Source organism: Kluyvera ascorbata ATCC 33433, from assembly GCF_000735365.1.
Taxonomy (GTDB): Bacteria; Pseudomonadota; Gammaproteobacteria; order Enterobacterales; family Enterobacteriaceae; genus Kluyvera; species Kluyvera ascorbata.
In genome coordinates this window covers 1-19,033 of record NZ_JMPL01000031.1, presented here as the reverse complement: position 1 = coordinate 19,033, position 19,033 = coordinate 1, and the positions used below count along the sequence as shown (strand labels likewise).

14 protein-coding genes and 2 pseudogenes are annotated in these 19,033 nt (G+C 56.5%); 11 read left to right on the top strand and 5 right to left on the bottom strand.

Annotated features, from left to right (window positions below):
• Nucleotides 1-76: 76 nt before the first annotated feature.
• The 5 genes and pseudogenes from GKAS_RS09960 to GKAS_RS25270 all read right to left on the bottom strand — a co-directional run.
• A complete protein-coding gene (locus GKAS_RS09960; protein WP_035893970.1) occupies nt 77-1,117 on the bottom strand; it encodes an NADP(H)-dependent aldo-keto reductase in 1,041 nt (346 codons plus the stop codon).
• A 126-nt stretch (nt 1,118-1,243) separates the two neighbouring features.
• Nucleotides 1,244-1,462: a YgdI/YgdR family lipoprotein gene (locus GKAS_RS09955; protein WP_035893968.1), complete on the bottom strand. Its 219-nt coding sequence runs from the start codon at nt 1,460-1,462 to the stop codon at nt 1,244-1,246.
• Nucleotides 1,463-1,585: 123 nt separating this feature from the next.
• Nucleotides 1,586-2,299: a TerC family protein gene (locus GKAS_RS09950; protein ID WP_035893966.1), complete on the bottom strand. Its 714-nt coding sequence runs from the start codon at nt 2,297-2,299 to the stop codon at nt 1,586-1,588.
• 177 nt (nt 2,300-2,476) lie between these two features.
• A complete protein-coding gene (mutH, locus tag GKAS_RS09945; RefSeq protein ID WP_035893964.1) occupies nt 2,477-3,172 on the bottom strand; it encodes a DNA mismatch repair endonuclease MutH in 696 nt (231 codons plus the stop codon).
• Nucleotides 3,173-3,315: 143 nt separating this feature from the next.
• Nucleotides 3,316-3,414 (bottom strand): annotated as a pseudogene (locus GKAS_RS25270) (hypothetical protein); the annotation flags it as partial.
• A gap of 441 nt (nt 3,415-3,855) precedes the next feature.
• Here GKAS_RS25270 and rppH point away from each other — a divergent pair.
• The 11 genes and pseudogenes from rppH to recB form a co-directional block, all read left to right on the top strand.
• Nucleotides 3,856-4,386 (top strand): RNA pyrophosphohydrolase, encoded by a 531-nt coding sequence (rppH, locus tag GKAS_RS09940; RefSeq protein ID WP_035893962.1) that lies wholly within the window; start codon nt 3,856-3,858, stop codon nt 4,384-4,386.
• A gap of 12 nt (nt 4,387-4,398) precedes the next feature.
• The gene (gene ptsP / locus GKAS_RS09935; protein ID WP_035893960.1) at nt 4,399-6,645 is read left to right on the top strand and encodes a phosphoenolpyruvate--protein phosphotransferase; all 2,247 of its coding nucleotides are present in this window, start codon (nt 4,399-4,401) and stop codon (nt 6,643-6,645) included.
• 253 nt (nt 6,646-6,898) lie between these two features.
• Nucleotides 6,899-7,772: pseudogene (gene lgt / locus GKAS_RS09930) on the top strand (prolipoprotein diacylglyceryl transferase).
• Between the two features lie 6 nt (nt 7,773-7,778).
• Nucleotides 7,779-8,573, top strand: a complete 795-nt coding sequence (gene thyA, locus GKAS_RS09925) for a thymidylate synthase (protein WP_035893958.1) — start codon at nt 7,779-7,781, stop codon at nt 8,571-8,573.
• A 208-nt stretch (nt 8,574-8,781) separates the two neighbouring features.
• Nucleotides 8,782-9,246: a prepilin peptidase-dependent protein gene (locus GKAS_RS09920; protein WP_035893956.1), complete on the top strand. Its 465-nt coding sequence runs from the start codon at nt 8,782-8,784 to the stop codon at nt 9,244-9,246.
• Nucleotides 9,240-9,794, top strand: a complete 555-nt coding sequence (locus GKAS_RS09915) for a prepilin peptidase-dependent protein (RefSeq protein ID WP_035893954.1) — start codon at nt 9,240-9,242, stop codon at nt 9,792-9,794. The genes GKAS_RS09920 and GKAS_RS09915 overlap by 7 nt, the downstream gene beginning before the upstream one ends.
• Complete coding sequence (locus tag GKAS_RS09910) at nt 9,791-10,195, top strand: DUF2509 family protein (RefSeq protein WP_035893952.1); 405 nt, start codon at nt 9,791-9,793, stop codon at nt 10,193-10,195. The genes GKAS_RS09915 and GKAS_RS09910 overlap by 4 nt, the downstream gene beginning before the upstream one ends.
• Nucleotides 10,180-10,500, top strand: a complete 321-nt coding sequence (locus tag GKAS_RS09905; RefSeq protein ID WP_035893950.1) for a prepilin-type N-terminal cleavage/methylation domain-containing protein — start codon at nt 10,180-10,182, stop codon at nt 10,498-10,500. The genes GKAS_RS09910 and GKAS_RS09905 overlap by 16 nt, the downstream gene beginning before the upstream one ends.
• Nucleotides 10,501-10,512: 12 nt before the next feature.
• Nucleotides 10,513-13,884 carry an exodeoxyribonuclease V subunit gamma gene (recC, locus tag GKAS_RS09900; protein WP_035893948.1) on the top strand — a complete coding sequence of 1,124 codons (3,372 nt, stop codon included), beginning with the start codon at nt 10,513-10,515 and terminating at the stop codon, nt 13,882-13,884.
• 153 nt (nt 13,885-14,037) lie between these two features.
• Nucleotides 14,038-16,923, top strand: a complete 2,886-nt coding sequence (gene ptrA / locus GKAS_RS09895; RefSeq protein ID WP_035893947.1) for a pitrilysin — start codon at nt 14,038-14,040, stop codon at nt 16,921-16,923.
• On the top strand, nt 16,920-19,033 hold a 2,114-nt coding region (recB, locus tag GKAS_RS09890; RefSeq protein WP_035893944.1), incomplete at its 3' end, for an exodeoxyribonuclease V subunit beta. The genes ptrA and recB, both read left to right, overlap by 4 nt.

The window sequence follows — 19,033 nt, the reverse complement described above, 5'->3', positions numbered from 1 at the left end:
GCGGCGCTTCGCTTGGCCGGGCTACGGCTATAAATGTAGCCCGGGCGAGCGCAGCGACCCCCGGGACCGCTCGAACTTAAGGCGCCGGGTAGGTATAAACCTGATGCACCGCCTCAATCTCTGCTAACACGTCCGCGCTTAACTCCAGATGCAGACTCTCAACGTTAGTTTTCAACTGCTCCATCGTCGTTGCACCTAACAGTGTGCTGGCAACGAACGGCTGACGGCGAACGAACGCCAGCGCCATTTGTGCCGGGTCGAGGTTATGGCGTTTGGCGATATCGACGTATGCCGCCACCGCCTTCTGCGTCTGCTCACCGCTGTAGCGGGTAAAACGACTAAAGAGCGTATTACGGGCACCCGCAGGCTTCGCGCCGTTCAGGTACTTACCGGTGAGCGTCCCGAAGGCCAGGCAGGAGTAAGCCAACAGCTCAACGCCTTCAAACTGACTCACTTCCGCAAGCGCCACTTCGTAGCTACGGTTCACCAGGCTGTACGGGTTCTGGATGGTGACAATGCGCGGCAGGTCGTGTTTATCCGCCAGATGCAGATAGCGCATCACGCCAAATGCCGTCTCGTTGGATACGCCAATATAGCGAATCTTCCCGGCGCGCTGATATTCGGTGAGCGCTTCCAGCGTCTCCAGCAGCGACACTACCGGCGCGGAGTCGGCCCAGGTGTAGCCCAGTTTGCCAAAGCAGTTGGTCGGGCGCTGTGGCCAGTGTACCTGGTAGAGATCGAGATAGTCGGTTTGCAGGCGCGTCAGCGAGTTGTGCAGCGCATCGCGAATGTTTTTACGGTCCAGCGCTTGGTTGGGGCGAATGCCGCTGTCGTTGTTGCGCGAAGGGCCGCTCACCTTGGAAGCAATCACCAGCTTCTCGCGGTTGCCGTGCTTGGCCAGCCAGTTACCGACATAGGTCTCGGTAAGGCCCTGAGTTTCCGGGCGCGGAGGAACGGGGTACATCTCGGCGACATCGATCAGATTAATGCCCTGGCTAACGGCATAATCAAGCTGTGCATGGGCGTCGGCTTCGCTATTTTGTTCACCAAACGTCATTGTGCCAAGCCCGAGGGTGCTTATCTCAAGCGAGCTGTGGGGGATACGGTGGTACTGCATAAGCCGGCTTCCTTTTATCAACAGCGTCAGGAAAGAGTCCTGACAAAGGAATATAAAAATGGCAGAGGGGGAGAAAAAGGGAAAGCAGAAAATGAAAAAAGGCCAGCAGGCGGCTGACCTCTCTGATTATCGTTTGATAATTTGCGACACGTCGTCGCGGTTGATCTGCATCTTATTACCTTGCTGATCTTCATAGCTGATAAGCCCGGTGTCGTCATCGACTTCCGGCTTACCGTCGGTCAGGATCATCCGACCGTCTTTGGTGGCCATCACGTAATCGCTGCTACAGCCGGAAACTGCAAAGGCTAAACCTACTGCGGAAATCAACACTGCCCATTTTGTCATCGTTATCCCCTTCATCGCCGCGCTCTTAATAGTTTAGTAATAACCGACCTAAGGCACAGCATAAAGCAGGAAAATCTTAAAAAAACCGGACACAGCCCTCAATTGAGGGCTGTTGATGATTGATTAATGTTTATTTTTCTTACTTCGCAGCAGATTAAGGCTCTCTACTGCCATAGAGAAGAACATCGCGAAGTAGATATAGCCTTTTGGCACATGGACATCGAGGCTTTCAAGGATCAGCGTGAAGCCCACCAGAATCAGGAACGACAGGGCCAACATTTTCACCGATGGGTGTCTTTCGACGAATTCGCCAATTGAGCGTGCTGCGAACATCATCACGCCAACCGCAATAACCACGGCGGCCATCATAATAAACAGATGATCGGAAAGACCGACGGCGGTAATGACCGAATCAAGGCTGAAGATGATATCCAGCATCATAATCTGCACGATCGCGCCCAAAAACGAATGAACGTTCGTTTTTAGGCTCTCTTCATCGCCTTCGATAGACTCATGAATTTCCATACTGGCCTTCCAGATAAGGAACAGCCCGCCAAGCAGTAAAATCAGATCGCGAATCGAAATCGCCTGACCGAACAGGGTAAACAGCGGTTGGGTGAGTTTGACTACCCAGGCAATCGAGGCCAACAGCGCAAGGCGCATGAGCATGGCCCCCATTAACCCCAAACGACGGGCATGCGCACGCTGCGCGGTAGGGAGCTTAGCAACAACCAGAGAGAGAAAAATAATATTATCGATCCCCAGAACGATTTCCAGAATCGTCAGCGTGCCGAGTGCAAGCCAGGCATTGGGGTCGGTGATCCATGCAAATAACATTAGATAAGTCCTGCCAAATAAAACGAAAGCGTTAATCGATATAGTTGAGGTGCGTTGCGACAACCGATGCAAAACCCTCCCCAGAAACGCATTCCAGGCGGTCAGAGGAAGGGTGAAGGCGTGCCGGTCGCGCACAGCGGGGGAAGTATAATCCCGCTGTGCGGCAGGACAAAAAAATTAATCGACCCGCAGCATAAAGTGGCGCGCCAGTAGGGCGGCGGTGAAGTTCTTTTTGAGATAGAAGCCGCGGGGTAGGGTCATGATGGGCTCGCCTTTCGCGCCAATGGCTTCGGTCAGCGCTTTGCTGTTCGCGGCCTTCGGCCTGAGCTGTAGCACTTCGCCGTGGCGGGCGGTAATACGCTCCACCTGACCAAGAACGATGAGATCCATTAGCTCTTCCCAGTCCATCTGTAACTGACGCTCTTCTTCTGCGCTTGGGGTCCACAGCAGCGGCGCGCCCACGCGGCGTTCAGCAAGGGGGATCGACCGTTCGCCTTCCACCGGGATCCACAGCACCCGCTTGAGCTTGTGGCGCACGTGGCTATTTTCCCAGGTCACGCCGGAGTTACCGGTCAGCGGCGCGACGCACACGAAGGTGGTCTCCAGCGGGCGACCCTGGGAATCGATAGGAATGGTTTTCAGCTCAACGCCCAGCGCGGCGAAATCCTGTTCGGGCTTACTCCCGGCGCTGGCACCCAGCCAAATCTCCAGCAGCACGCCAATCCAGCCTTTGTCTCGCTTTAAATCCTTCGGCGCGACGATGCCAGCCATCGCCGCCAGTTCACCCAACGAATAGCCCGCCAGTCGCTGCGCCTGAGCAAGAAGTTCAGCCTGGGTTTTAGGCGATTCGCGAAGTGGAGCAAGGGTGGACATGATGGTGCGCCTTGTGGTGAAAAAATGAACGACAATTTTACCGGGTGTGGATAGAGTTTAACTTTTTCTGGGTAAATATGACAACGTGATGATTATCATGCCTTTTTTTTGATAAAAAACGACGAAAAAATGACGTCGAAAAAGGTTTTCCAAATCTGGTCACTGACAATGAACAGGATCTTACACCATGTTATCCACAGAAAAGTGGGATAACTGGGGAAAAGCCCTACTACTGTTTCAATTTACAGCCTTGACGTGCGACGAAAATCGAATTTTCGCACAAAAGATGCCTAAGATGTTTGCACAATCTGTGGATAAAACCAACGTTGCTCGATCTTTCATCAATTGAAGGATCGCCTATGTGATGATCATCACGTTATGCGCTAATGCATCAGGATTAACTATAATAACATAATGAAAAATATCGTTTTACTGATTGAAGATGACATGCGATTATTCAGAGTACTCTGGGTTTTCCCTGGGTAATTCCGTACTTCTTCACAACTCTATCCACAGAAAAAGTGAATAAAATCGTCGGCAAGCGCGGTTCTCTGTTTATAACTCTGATGATTACTGTGAGTTATTCAAATGTTATTCGTTAGTCGTGGCGTAATAGAGTGGTTTACCGTTTCCAGCGAGTGTGAAACAATCATTCACATTGAAGCTTATTTTGAGGTAGTCCGGTGATTGATGACGATGGCTACCGCCCGAATGTAGGTATTGTAATTTGCAATCGTCAGGGCCAGGTAATGTGGGCCCGACGCTATGGTCAGCACTCCTGGCAATTTCCCCAAGGGGGCATAAACCCCGGTGAGACGGCAGAACAGGCGATGTATCGGGAACTGTTCGAAGAAGTTGGATTAAGCCGCAAGGATGTGCGGATCCTCGCTTCGACCCGAAACTGGTTGCGTTACAAGTTGCCAAAACGTTTGGTGCGTTGGGACACTAAGCCGGTTTGTATCGGCCAGAAACAAAAGTGGTTTCTCTTGCAGTTGATCGGCAATGACGCGGATATCAATATGCAAACCAGCAGCACGCCGGAATTCGACGGCTGGCGCTGGGTGAGTTACTGGTATCCGGTACGTCAGGTCGTCTCGTTTAAACGCGACGTCTACCGCCGGGTGATGAAAGAGTTCGCCAGTGTAGTGATGGCGCTTGCGGAGAGCGCCCCAAAACCGCAAAGCGCGCCTGCTTATCGACGCAAAAGAGGTTAAGCCACGCACATTATGCTCACGCGCTTACGCGAAATTGTTGAGAAGGTCGCGAGTGCGCCTCGTCTGAACGAGGCGCTGGATATTCTGGTCACTGACGTCTGCCACGCGATGGAGACGGAGGTTTGCTCGGTCTATCTCGCCGACAACGATCGACGCTGCTTTTATCTGATGGCGACCCGTGGTCTGAAGAAGCCACGGGGTCGTACCATTACGCTCGCCTTTGATGAAGGCATCGTTGGCCTGGTCGGCCGACTGGCCGAACCCATCAACCTTGCCGACGCGCAAAAACACCCCAGCTATAAATACATTCCCTCAGTAAAAGAAGAGCGCTTCCGCGCGTTTCTTGGCGTGCCGATTATTCAGCGCCGCCAACTGCTTGGCGTACTGGTGGTACAGCAGCGTGAACTGCGTCAGTTCGACGAAAGCGAAGAGTCATTCCTGGTGACGCTCGCCACGCAAATGGCGGCAATCCTCTCTCAATCTCAGCTGACGGCGCTGTTTGGTCAGTATCGTCAGACGCGCATTCGCGCGCTACCTGCTTCACCGGGCGTGGCGATAGCCGAAGGCTGGATGGACGCTACCCTGCCATTAATGGAGCAGGTTTACGAAGCGTCCTCGCTGGACACCGCGCTTGAGCGCGAGCGCTTAACCGGCGCGCTGGAAGAGGCGGCGAACGAATTCCGTCGCTACAGCAAACGCTATGCCGCCGGCGCGCAAAAAGAGACGGCGGCGATTTTTGACCTCTATTCACACCTGCTCTCTGATGCCAGCCTGCGGCGCGAGCTGTTTGCAGAAGTGGATAAAGGCTCGGTTGCCGAATGGTCGGTGAAGAAAATCATCGAGAAGTTCGCCGAACAGTTTGCCGCGCTGAGCGATGGCTACCTGAAAGAACGGGCGGGCGATCTGCGCACGCTTGGGCAGCGATTGCTGTTCCATCTTGATGACACCACGCAAGGCGCTAACGGTTGGCCGGAGCGCTTTGTGCTGGTGGCCGACGAGCTTTCTGCGGCGACGCTGGCTGAAGTTCCGCAAGATCGGTTAGCGGGCGTGGTCGTTCGTGACGGCGCCGCCAACTCCCACGCGGCGATCATGGTGCGTGCGCTGGGCATTCCGACGGTAATGGGGGCGGATATTCAGCCCGCGATCCTTCATGGGCGCACGCTGGTGGTCGATGGCTATCGCGGCGAACTGCTGGTCGACCCCGAACCTATCCTGGTGCAGGAATACCAGCGCCTCATCAGCGAAGAAAATGAGCTGAGCCGCCTGGCGGAAGGGGACGTTGAGCGCCCGGCCGAACTGAAAAGCGGCGAGCGCGTGAAAGTGATGCTTAACGCCGGTTTAAGCCCGGAACATGAACAAAAGTTGGGTCGTCGCATTGACGGCATCGGCCTCTACCGTACCGAAATTCCGTTTATGCTGCAAAGCGGCTTCCCATCGGAAGAGGAGCAGGTCGCGCAGTATCAGGGCATGCTGCAGATGTTTAACGACAAACCCGTGACGCTGCGAACGCTCGACGTCGGCGCGGACAAACAGCTGCCGTACATGCCGATTAGCGAAGAGAACCCGTGCCTTGGCTGGCGTGGCATCCGCATAACGCTCGATCAGCCAGAGATCTTCCTGATCCAGGTGCGCGCGATGCTGCGTGCTAACGCGGCAACCGGCAACCTCAGCATCCTGCTGCCGATGATCACCAACCTGGAAGAGGTGGACGAAGCACGCCGCCTGATCGACCGTGCCGGTCGTGAAGTGGAAGAGATGATCGGCTACGCGATTCCAAAACCGCGGATCGGGATCATGCTGGAAGTGCCGTCGATGATCTTCATGCTGCCAAATCTGGCAAACCGCGTCGATTTCATTTCGGTGGGCACCAACGATTTGACCCAGTACGTGCTGGCGGTAGACCGTAACAACACGCGCGTCGCCAGCATGTATGACAGCCTGCACCCTGGCATGATTCGGGTGCTGTCGATGATTGTCCAGGAAGCCGATCGCTACGGCATTGATTTACGCCTGTGCGGCGAAATGGCCGGCGACCCGATGTGCGTCACCATTCTGGTGGGCTTGGGTTTCCGTCATTTGTCGATGAACGGCCGCTCGGTGGCGCGCGTGAAGTACCTGCTGCGTAATATCGACCTCGAAGATGCTGAAACCCTGGCGCGGCGCAGTCTCGACGCGCAAATGGCCACCGAAGTGCGCCATCAGGTGGCGGCGTTTATGGAGCGCCGTGGCCTCGGCGGCTTGATTCGCGGCGGCCTGTAGGCCACCCGACGCACATTGCCGGATAGCGCTACGCTTGTCCGGCCTACATTTTGCACCACCTCGTAGCCCGGCCGAGCGCAGCGACGCCGGGATCTCCCATCGCTCCTCGTTTATACATATCTTTTACATCTTCTGCGCATCATCTCTCATCTCCCCTGTGCTATCATTCGCACCTTTGGAGCGCCAGAAACCTCCGGCGCGCATCTCTACCGCTGTCCACTTTCGGCGGAATAACAAGCATTTGTGGTGACAGATGAATAGTGGTTATCTGCGTTTCCCGGACTTTGATCCGGTAATTTTCTCCATCGGACCGGTTTCCCTGCATTGGTACGGCATGATGTACCTTGTTGGGCTTTATCTTTGCCATGTGGCTGGCGACGCGTCGAGCGAACCGCCCAAACAGCGGCTGGACCAAAAACGAAGTTGAAAACCTGCTGTACGCGGGCTTCCTCGGGGTGTTCCTCGGCGGGCGCATCGGCTACGTCATGTTCTACAACTTCGACTCCTTCCTGCATGATCCGCTGTATCTGTTCCGCGTCTGGGACGGTGGGATGTCCTTCCACGGCGGCCTGATTGGCGTGATCGTGGTGATGATTATCTTCGCCAAACGCACCAAGCGTACCTTCTTCCAGGTGTCTGACTTTATTGCGCCGCTGATCCCGTTTGGTCTTGGCTGCGGACGTCTGGGGAACTTTATCAACGGCGAACTGTGGGGCCGCGTCGACCCGAGCTTCCACTACACCATGCTGTTCCCGGGCTCTCGTGCGGAAGACCTGGCGCTGCTGCCGTCTCACCCTGAATGGCAAACGCTGTTTGATACCTACGGCTCGCTGCCGCGTCATGCGTCTCAGCTGTACGAACTGGCGCTGGAAGGCGTGGTGCTGTTCCTGATCCTGAACTTCTTTATCCGTAAACCACGCCCGGCGGGCTCGGTCTCCGGCCTGTTCCTGATTGGTTACGGCCTGTTCCGCATCATCTCTGAATTCTTCCGCCAGCCGGATGCGCAGTTCACCGGTGAATGGGTGCAGTACATCAGCATGGGGCAGATTCTTTCGATTCCGATGGTGCTTGCGGGTATCATTATGATGGTCTGGGCGTTTCGCCGTCCGCAGAAACAGATCTCCTGAGGAAGCATGAAACAGTATCTTGAACTGATGCAGAAGGTGCTCGATGAGGGCACCCAGAAAAATGACCGTACCGGCACCGGCACCGTCTCCATTTTTGGCCACCAGATGCGCTTTAACCTGCAAGAAGGTTTCCCGCTGGTGACCACCAAGCGCTGCCACCTGCGCTCCATCATCCACGAACTGCTGTGGTTCCTGCAGGGCGACACCAACGTCGCCTACCTGCACGAAAACAACGTCAGCATCTGGGATGAATGGGCCGACGAGAACGGTAACCTGGGCCCGGTGTATGGTAAACAATGGCGAGCCTGGCCGACGCCGGATGGCCGCCATATCGACCAGATCACCACTGTGATGAACCAGCTGACAAATGACCCGGACTCGCGTCGCATCATCGTTTCTGCGTGGAACGTCGGTGAACTGGACAAAATGGCGCTGGCACCTTGCCACGCGTTCTTCCAGTTCTACGTGGCGGACGGTAAGCTTTCCTGCCAGCTCTATCAGCGCTCCTGTGACGTATTCCTCGGCCTGCCGTTCAACATCGCCAGCTATGCGCTGCTGGTGCATATGATGGCGCAGCAGTGCGACCTGGAAGTGGGTGATTTTGTCTGGACCGGCGGGGATACCCACCTGTACAGCAACCACATGGAACAGACCGCGCTACAGCTGACCCGCGAACCGCGCGCGCTGCCGAAGTTGGTGATTAAACGCAAGCCGGAGTCTATCTTTGACTACCGCTTTGATGACTTCGAAATCGAAGGCTACGACCCGCACCCGGGTATCAAAGCGCCGGTGGCGATTTAACCTCACGGCAATGAATAACCGGCGCATTTGCGCCGGTTTTTTTATGTGCGTTCGTCAGCATTCCTGATGCTGAAAACGTCGCGTTTTGCGAAGCGCTGTCCACAGTTATCCTCGCGTTGCAGCAAACCGCTATTTTCCCCTGAAGACGACTCGTAAAAACTAAATCCCAGCCTCGTGCCTTATTGAAGCGCGCACCATACTGCCCGCCATGAACAGAGAAAGAGAACGGGGCTACACCCTCATTGAGACCCTGGTTGCGCTGACGCTGGTGCTTATTCTTAGCGCCTCCGGCCTTTACGGCTGGCGAAGCTGGCAACAGTCACAGCGCCTATGGCAAACCGCCAGCGAACTGCGCGACTACCTGACAGCAATGCGTAGCGATGCCAACTGGCGTAACCACGATCGTCGATTTCGGGTTAATCGTAGTCCCGTTGCGTGGTGTCTGGTGGCGGATGACACGGTTCTGGACGGCTGTCCTGCGGGAAACCCTGCGGTCTATCGTTCGCAATGGGCCGAAGTTGGGTTAACGAAAATCACGCCGAATCTGGCTTTCTTTGGCCTGCGTAATACGGCATGGGCCGGCAGCATTACGCTGGAAAGTGAGGCGGGAAGCTGGACGATAGTTATCTCGAGCTGGGGACGGGTACGTTTGTGTGAGGGGGCAACATGCTGATGCGCGGCTTTTCACTGCTGGAAGTGCTGATTGCGATGGCTATCAGCAGCATTTTATTGCTGGGGGCTTCCCGATTTTTGCCCGCATTACAGCGCGGCATATTCCAGCAGATGCAGCAGCAAGCGCTCGAAGACGATCTCTGGCAGAGCGCCTTCACCATAGCCAAGCATTTACAGCGAGCAGGCTATTGTGGTGGCGAAGGTTGCGCAGGACAGGCGCTGCAAATCGCGCAACAGGGAGAGTGCGTCATTGCGCGCTGGGATGGTGACAGCAACGGCGTCTGGGAAACTACGCCAGCAGATAACGCTGATACGATAGGTTTTCGCCTGACCTCCGGCGTGCTGGAAACCCTGCGCGGGGTGAATACCTGCAATGATAAAGGCTGGAACAAAATGACCGACCCGAAAACGGCGACCGTTACGGTATTTCAGGTGATGCGTCATGCGAATGCAGGCTTCTCACCGGAGCTGTTTATTACGCTGTCCGCGATAGCCGCGGGCAACATTGCGGCTAGCGTGCAGTACGGCGTCACGGGATATAACCAGTGAACCGCGAACTCGGCGTTTCGTCACTGGCGATGGTGCTCATGCTGCTGGTCTTAGGAAGTCTGATGCTCCAGGGGTTAAATCAGGCGCAGCGCCAACAGACGCAGAAAGTGAGCAACGAAAGTCGCTTAATTCAACGTACTGCGAAGGTTCACTCCGCTCTTCAGTGGGGGAAGGTTCAGCGCTGGGCGGCAGAAGCCGGGGCGCAATGCCTGGTTTATGAATCCGACAGCCGGGTCTGCCTGCGGCGCTTTAGCGACGGCACGCTGCTGCTGATAGCAAAGAATGACGCGCTCAGCCTCTGGCAGTCGGGCTCGTGGGTAGGCGGAAACCTCCATTTTTCACCACATGGCTGGAGTGATTTTTGCCCTTTAAAGGAGGCCGCGTTATGCCAGATACCCTGAAAGCCAGAGGCTTTAGCCTGCCGGAAGTCGTGCTAGCGATGTTTCTGATGGTGAGCGTAGTGACGGCGCTTGGCGGCTATTATCGCGTGCTGGCAACCAGCAGCGTGACGCTTAATCACTACCGCCAGATGTGGCGCTACGCCTGGTTGCAAACGCAGCAGCAGACGCAAGCGGTTCCTGACGGCTGGACGAGTGAGCGGGGGCAGACATCGTCACAACGTTGTGTCAGCATCAATGCTACTATTACCACCCCCATGGGCAGGCAGGGGCGTATGTCTCGTCTGCATTGCCCGGTCAGTCAGTAGTCAGGAGCGATTATGTTAAGGGTCTATCATTCCAACCGTCTGGATGTGCTGGAAGCATTGATGGAGTTCATCGTTGAACAGGACCGGCTGGCGGACCCTTTCGAGCCTGAAATGATTCTGGTGCAGAGTACCGGGATGGCGCAGTGGCTGCAGATGACGCTATCACAGCGTTTTGGCATTGCCGCGAATATCGACTTCCCACTGCCTGCCAGTTTTATCTGGGACATGTTTACTCGCGTTCTGCCTGAAATCCCCGCCGAGAGCGCCTTTAACAAGCAGAGCATGAGCTGGAAGCTAATGACCCTGCTGCCGGGCATGCTGGAGGACGAGGCCTTTACCCCGCTGCGGCACTATCTCACCGACGATGCCGACAAGCGTAAGCTGTTCCAGCTTGCCTCCCGCGTAGCTGACTTATATGACCAGTATCTGGTCTATCGTCCTGAATGGCTCACGGAGTGGGAAGCTGGAAGATTGGTTGACGGCGTAGGCGAGGCGCAGGCATGGCAAGCGCCGCTGTGGAAAGCGCTGGTGGAGCATACTGCCGCGCTGGGTCAGCCGCTGTGGCATCGCGCCAACTTATACCAGCGCTTTATCGACACGCTGGAAAACAGCGACCAACCGTCTGCGGGGCTGCCGTCGCGGGTCTTTATCTGCGGAATTTCTGCGTTACCGCCGGTCTATCTGCACGCGCTGCAGGCGCTGGGCAAACACGTCGATATTTACGTGTTGTTCACCAACCCGTGCCGCTACTACTGGGGTGATATTAAAGACCCGGCGTTTCTGGCGCGACTGATGGCACGCCAGCGTCGCCACTACCGGGAGCAGCGTGAACTGCCGCTGTTCCAGGACGCCAGCCACGCGCCGGGACTGTTTAACGACGACGGCGAGCAGGACGTTGGCAACCCGATGCTGGCCTCCTGGGGCAAGCTGGGACGCGACTACATCTATCTGTTGGCGGGGCTTGAACGCTATCAAGAACTGGATGCGTTCGTCGATATCGAACCTGACAATCTGTTGCACAACCTTCAGTACGATGTGCTGGAGCTGAAAAATTCTGCCATCGCCGGGCGCAGCGCGGAAGAATTCGCCCACAGCGGCGACAAGCGCCCACTGGCGCGAGACGACCGCAGCCTGACCGTTCACGTTTGCCACAGCCCGCAGCGCGAAGTCGAAGTATTGCACGACCGCCTGCTAGCCATGCTGGAAGCCGACCCGACGCTGACGCCGCGCGACATTATCGTAATGGTGGCGGATATCGACAGCTACAGCCCGTTTATTCAGGCCGTTTTTGGCAGTGCGACCGGTGAACGCTACCTGCCGTACGCCATTTCGGACCGTCGCGCCCGTCAGGCGCACCCGGCAATGCAGGCGTTTATCACTCTGTTATCGCTGCCCGATAGCCGCTTCACCAGCGAAGACGTGCTGGCGCTGCTTGATGTGCCGGTGCTGGCGGCGCGCTTTAACATTGATGAAGCGGGCCTGCTGCACCTTCGCCAATGGGTGAGCGAGTCCGGCGTACGCTGGGGGATGGACGATGACAACGTCCGCGAAATGGACCTACCCGCCACCGGGCAGCATACCTGGCGCTTTGGTCTTACGCGTATGCTGCTGGGCTACGCGATGGAGAGCGAACAGGGCGAATGGCAGGAAGTGCTGCCGTATGATGAGTCTAGCGGCCTGATTGCCGAGTTGGTCGGGTACCTGGCTTCTTTGCTGATGCAGCTAAACCGCTGGCGGCAGGTATTGACGCAGACTCGCTCGCTGGAGGAGTGGCTGCCGGTGTGTCGTGAGATGCTCAACGACTTCTTCTTGCCGGATCAGGACACAGAAGCCGCGCTGACGCTGATAGAGCAGCAGTGGCAGGCAATCATCGCCCAGGGCGTACAGTCGCAGTACGTCGGAGAGGTACCGCTGACGCTGCTGCGCGATGAACTGGCGCAGCGTCTCGATCAGGAACGTATCAGCCAGCGTTTCCTGGCGGGGCCAATCAATATTTGTACTCTGATGCCGATGCGTTCCATTCCGTTCAAAGTGGTGTGCCTGTTGGGCATGAACGACGGAATTTACCCACGTGCGCTGGCACCGCTCGGTTTTGATCTGATGAGCCAGAAGCCGCTGCGCGGCGACCGTAGCCGCCGCGACGACGACCGCTATCTGTTCCTTGAAGCGATGATGTCGGCGGAAAAATCACTCTATATCAGCTACATCGGCCGTTCTATTCAGGATAACAGCGAACGCTACCCGTCGGTGCTGGTACAGGAGCTGCTGGACTACATCGGCCAGAGCCACTGCCTTGAGGGCGACGAAGCCCTGAACTGCGATGAAAGCGAACAGCGCGTGAAGCGCCATATCATGCAGCTGCATCCGCGCATGCCGTTTGATGCCGACAACTACAAAGCCGGTGAACAGCAAAGCTATGCCCAGGAGTGGCTGGCGGCGGCGAGTCAGCAGGGCGAAGCGCATTCCAGCTTTATCCAGCCGTTGGAACCACTGACGTTAACCACACTGCCGCTTGAACAGCTTCAGCGCTTCTGGGCGCACCCGGTGCGCGCCTTTTTCCAGATGCGCCTGCAGGTGAACTTCCGCAATGAAGAGAACGATATCCCGGATACCGAACCGTTCACCCTCGAAGGGTTAACGCGCTATCAGCTTAATCAGCAGTTACTAAACACCCTGATTGAGCAGAAGGATGCCGGGCAGATGTATCGACGCTATCGCGCGGCCGGTGAACTGCCCTACGGACCGTTTGGTGAAATTGCCTGGGAGGCACAGCATCAGGAAATGACCGCGCTGGCGAGCCGGGTGATTGAGTATCGCCGCACGGCGCAGAGCATGGAAATTGATCTCGACTGTGACGGGGTGAATATCACCGGCTGGCTGCCTCAGGTTCAGGAAAATGGCCTGCTGCGTTGGCGTCCTTCTTTGCTTAGCGTTTCACAGGGAATGCAACTTTGGCTGGAACACCTTGTCTACTGTGCAAGTGGCGGAACGGGTGACAGCCGTCTGCTGTTGCGTAAAGATGGGGAGTGGTGCTTCCCGCCGCTGGCGGCAGATGAAGCGAAAGCGTATTTGTCACAGCTGGTTGCGGGCTATCGTCAGGGAATGTGTCAACCGTTGCTGTTCCTGCCGGAGAGCGGCGGCGCATGGATAAAAGCCTGTTACGATGCCGAAAATGATGCCATCTTAGAAGACGAAGACTCGCAGCAGAAAGCCCGCAGTAAATTTTTACAGGCTTACGAAGGCAACATGGTAGTGAGTGGTGAAGGGGCTGACGTCTGGTATCAGCGCTTATGGCGTACTCTGGAACCTGCGCAATATGAAGCGATAATCGCGCAGACGACACCGTATCTGCTGCCGGTATTCCGTTTCAACCAGTCATCGTGATTGTATAAAAATTGCGCAAGTTAATGGGTTCATTTACTATGCGCAGAAGTCACGGACTGATGAGTGGCAGCAGACGAAGCGGTAAGCTGAGGCTGAAACTGCCCACAAGAGCATGCTGATTTTTGAAGTATCTGTTAATGGTGAGGTCCGTGAATGCCCCGCAGTATCTGGTTGAGTATTGTTGTTTTCGTCACCGCCTTTTGGGCGACCGTAGGTCAGGCAGACACCGGATGGCAACCGATTCAGGAAACCATCCGCAAAAGCGAAAAAGACACCCGTCAGTATCAAGCGATTACGCTCGACAATAAGATGGTCGTCCTGCTGGTTTCAGACCCGCAGGCGGTGAAATCGCTGTCGGCGCTGGTGGTGCCGGTCGGCTCACTGGAAGACCCTGACTCCCATCCGGGCCTTGCGCACTTCCTCGAACACATGACGCTGATGGGCTCGAAAAACTACCCGCAGCCTGACAGCCTTGCTGAATTCTTAAAAATGCACGGCGGCAGCCACAATGCCAGTACCGCGCCGTATCGCACCGCGTTCTATCTGGAAGTCGAAAACGATGCCTTGCAGGGGGCGGTCGACCGCCTGGCCGACGCGATTGCCGCGCCGTTGCTGGAAAAAAAATACGCCGACCGCGAGCGCAATGCCGTCAACGCCGAGTTGACCATGGCGCGTACTCGTGACGGTATGCGTATGGCGCAGGTGAGCGCAGAAACCATCAACCCGGCGCATCCCGGCGCACGTTTCTCCGGCGGTAACCTCGAAACGCTGAGCGACAAACCCAATAGCCCGGTGTATGAAGCGCTGCTGGCGTTTCGCAACAAGTATTATTCCGCTAACCTGATGAAGGCGGTGATTTACAGTAACAAACCGCTGCCTGAACTGGCGCAGATTGCCGCCCAAACCTACGGTCGCGTCCCGGATAAATCCATCGAGCGCCCGGAAATTACCGTCCCTGTGGTCACTGACGCACAGAAAGGCATCATCATTCATTACGTTCCCGCGCTGCCGCGTAAGGTGCTGCGCGTTGAGTTCCGTATTGATAACAACTCCGCGCAGTTCCGTAGCAAAACCGACGAACTGATTACCTACCTGATTGGCAACCGCACGCCGGGCACCTTATCCGACTGGCTGCAAAAGCAGGGGCTGGTGGAAGGCATTCGCGCGGACTCTGACCCGGTTGTCAACGGCAACAGCGGCGTGCTGGCGATTTCTGCCACCTTAACCGATAAAGGGCTGGCCCACCGCGATGAAGTGGTCGCTGCCATCTTTAGCTATCTCGATACGCTGCGTCAGAAAGGTGTTGATAAAAGCTACTTTGACGAGCTGGCGCACGTGCTGAACCTCGATTTCCGTTACCCGTCCATCACCCGCGATATGGGTTACGTAGAGTGGCTGGCGGATACCATGATTCGCGTGCCGGTAGCGCATACGCTGGACGCGGTGAACATTGCCGACCGCTACGACGCGCAGGCGGTCAAAGATCGTCTGGCGATGATGACGCCGCAAAACGCCCGTATCTGGTATATCAGCCCGAAAGAGCCGCACAACAAAGTGGCCTACTTTGTGGATGCGCCTTACCAGGTTGATAAAATTAGCGCCGATACTTTTGCCAAATGGCAGAAGGACGCCAGCGGCATTGCGCTGAATCTGCCGCAGCTTAACCCGTATATACCGGACGACTTCACGCTGATTAAAAGCGAGAAAAAGTACACCCATCCGGAGCTGATTGTTGATGAGCAAAACCTGCGTCTGGTCTATATGCCGAGCCGCTACTTTGCCAGCGAACCGAAGGCCGATATCACGCTGATTCTGCGTAACCCCAAAGCGATGGACAGCGCCCGTAATCAGGTGATGTTTGCGCTGAATGATTACCTGGCCGGCATTGCACTTGACCAGTTGAGTAACCAGGCCGCCGTCGGCGGGATTAGCTTCTCTACCGGTGCGAACAATGGCCTGATGCTTAACGCCAACGGTTACACTCAACGTCTGCCGCAGCTGTTTGATGCACTGTTGCAGGGCTACTTCAGCTACACGCCAACCGAAGAGCAGCTGGAACAAGCGAAATCCTGGTACCTGCAAATGATGGATTCCGCCGATAAAGGCAAAGCGTACGAACAGGCGATTATGCCGGTGCAGATGCTGTCGCAGGTGCCTTATTTCCAGCGTGAAGATCGTAAAGCGCTGCTGCCTTCCATTACGCTCAAAGAGGTGATGGACTACCGCGACCGTCTGAAAACCGGGGCGCGACCGGAGTTTATGGTTATTGGCAACCTGAGCGCCGAGCAGTCCACGACGCTTGCGCGCAACGTTCAGACCCAGCTTGGGGCCAACGGCAGCGAGTGGTGTCGCAACAAAGATGTGCTGGTGGATAAACAGCAAAACGTCATCTTCGAGAAAGCGGGCGCCAGCACCGATTCCGCGCTGGCTGCAGTGTTCGCGCCGCCAAACGTCGATGAGTTCTCAAGCTCAGCGGCAAGCGCCATGCTGGCACAAATCGTCCAGCCGTGGTTCTACACTCAACTGCGCACCGAAGAGCAGTTAGGCTACGCCGTCTTTGCCTTCTCGATGAACGTGGGTCGCCAGTGGGGCATGGGGTTCCTGCTGCAAAGTAACGAAAAACAGCCGTCCTTCCTGTGGGAACGCTTCAAGGCTTTCTTCCCGACCGCAGAACAGAAGCTGCGCGCGATGAAGCCAGAAGAGTTTGCCCAGATCCAACAGGCAGTCATAGCCGACATGCTGCAAGCGCCGCAAACGTTGAGCGATGAAGCCTCGCAGCTGAGCAAAGATTTCGATCGCGGTAATATGGCCTTTGATTCACGTGATAAAGTAGTCGCCCAGATTAAGCTGCTGACGCCGCAAAAGCTGGCCGACTTCTTCCACCAGACGGTTGTTGACCCGCAGGGTATGACGGTGCTGTCTCAGGTCTCCGGTAGCCAGAATGGCAAAACGGACTACGCGCATCCTGAGGGCTGGAAAGTGTGGCAGAGCATAACTGAGCTGCAGCAAACCTTACCTATACGAAGAGAGAACGAATGACCGGAACCGCCGAGTCCCTTGATCCCCTGCGCTTGCCCCTGATTGGTGAGCGCCTGATTGAAGCCTCTGCGGGCACTGGAAAAACCTTCACCATAGCCGCACTCTACCTGCGGCTGTTGCTGGGGCTGGGCGGCGAGGCCGCCTATCCTCGGCCCGTTAACGTCGAAGAGCTGCTGGTGGTGACCTTCACCGAAGCCGCCACCGAAGAGCTTCGCGGACGTATTCGTAGCAACATTCACGAGCTGCGCGTCGCCTGCCTGCGTAACGCCACCGACAACCCGCTCTATGCCAGCCTGCTGGCGGAAATTGACGACCTTCAACAGGCCGCCAACGTGCTGCTGCTGGCGGAGCGTCAGATGGACGATGCCGCCGTCTTTACCATTCACGGTTTCTGCCAGCGGATGTTGAGCCTGAACGCCTTTGAGTCCGGCATGCTGTTTGAACAGCAGCTGATTGAAGACGAATCCCAACTGCGTTACCAGGCCTGCGCCGACTTCTGGCGTCGTCACTGCTACCCGCTCAATCGCGAGATTGCGCAGGTGATAGTCGAATCGTGGAAAGGGCCGCAGGACCTGCTCAAATCTATCGATCGCTACCTCCATGGCGAAGCGCCGGAGCTCAAGGTACCGCTCGGCGAGGCCGAAACGCTGGCGTCGCGTCACCAGCAGATCCTCACGCAGATAAACGACATTAAACAGCAATGGCTGGCGAGCGTGGGCGAGCTGGACTCACTGCTGGAAAACTCCGGGATCGACAGACGCAAATTCAACCGCGGCAACCAGGGTAAATGGATCGAAAAGATCAGCGTTTGGGCCCAGGAAGAGACCAAAAACTACCAGTTGCCTGATGCGCTGGAGAAATTCAGCCAGCCATTCCTTGCCGACCGTACCAAAGCGGACGGTGAAGTGCCGACCCATCCGCTGTTCAGCGCGATTGAACGTCTGCTGGCCTCGCCGCTGACGTTAAACGATCTGGTGATCGCCCAGGCGATGAAAGAGATCCGTGAAGCGGTCGCCCGTGAGAAGCGCCGACGCGGTGAGCTGGGCTTTGACGATATGCTAAGCCGTCTCGATGAAGCGTTAGAGAGCGACAGCGGTGACGCGCTGGCCGCCGCTATTCGCCAGCGTTTTCCGGTGGCGATGATCGATGAATTCCAGGACACCGACCCGCAGCAGTACCGCATTTTCCGCCGCATCTGGCGGCAGCAGCCTGATACCGCGCTGCTGCTTATCGGCGACCCGAAGCAGGCGATTTACGCTTTCCGCGGCGCGGATATCTTTACCTATATGCGCGCGCGCAGCGACGTGGCCGCCCATTACACCCTCGACACCAACTGGCGTTCCGCGCCGGGCATGGTCGAAAGCGTCAACCGCCTGTTCGGGCTGGTTGATAACCCCTTTATGTTCCGCGATATTCCGTTCCTGCCGGTGAAATCAGCGCCCAAAAACGCCTCGCTGCGCTTTGAAGTTGACGGTGAAAATCAGCCGGCCATGAACCTGTGGCTGATGCCCGGTGAAGGCGTTAGCGCGGGAGATTATCAAGCCTTTATGGCCCAGCAGTGCGCGGCGCAAATTCGCGACTGGCTGACAGCGGGACAACAGGGTACCGCGCTGCTGTGGCGTGGCGATAACGCCCGGCCGGTGCAAGCATCGGACATTACCGTGCTGGTGCGTAACCGTCAGGAAGCGTCACTGATTCGCGATGCGCTTAACGCGCTGGCGATCCCATCGGTCTACCTCTCCAACCGTGACAGCGTGTTTGAAACCCCGGAAGCGCAGGAGCTGCTGTGGTTGCTTCAGGCCGTGTTAACGCCTGAACGGGAAAACACGCTGCGCAGCGCGCTGGCAACGGCGATGTTTGGCCTGAATGCGCAGGACATTGAACGCCTCAACCAGGATGAGAACGCCTGGGATGCGCTGGTGGAGGAGTTCAGCGACTACCGGCTTATCTGGCAGCGACGCGGCGTGATGCCGATGATTCGCGCCCTGATGAGCGCACGCTCAATGGCGGAAAACCTGCTGGCAACCCACGGCGGCGAGCGGCGCTTAACTGATATTCTGCACCTGAGCGAACTGCTTCAGGAAGCGGCGACTCAGCTTGAAAGCGAGCA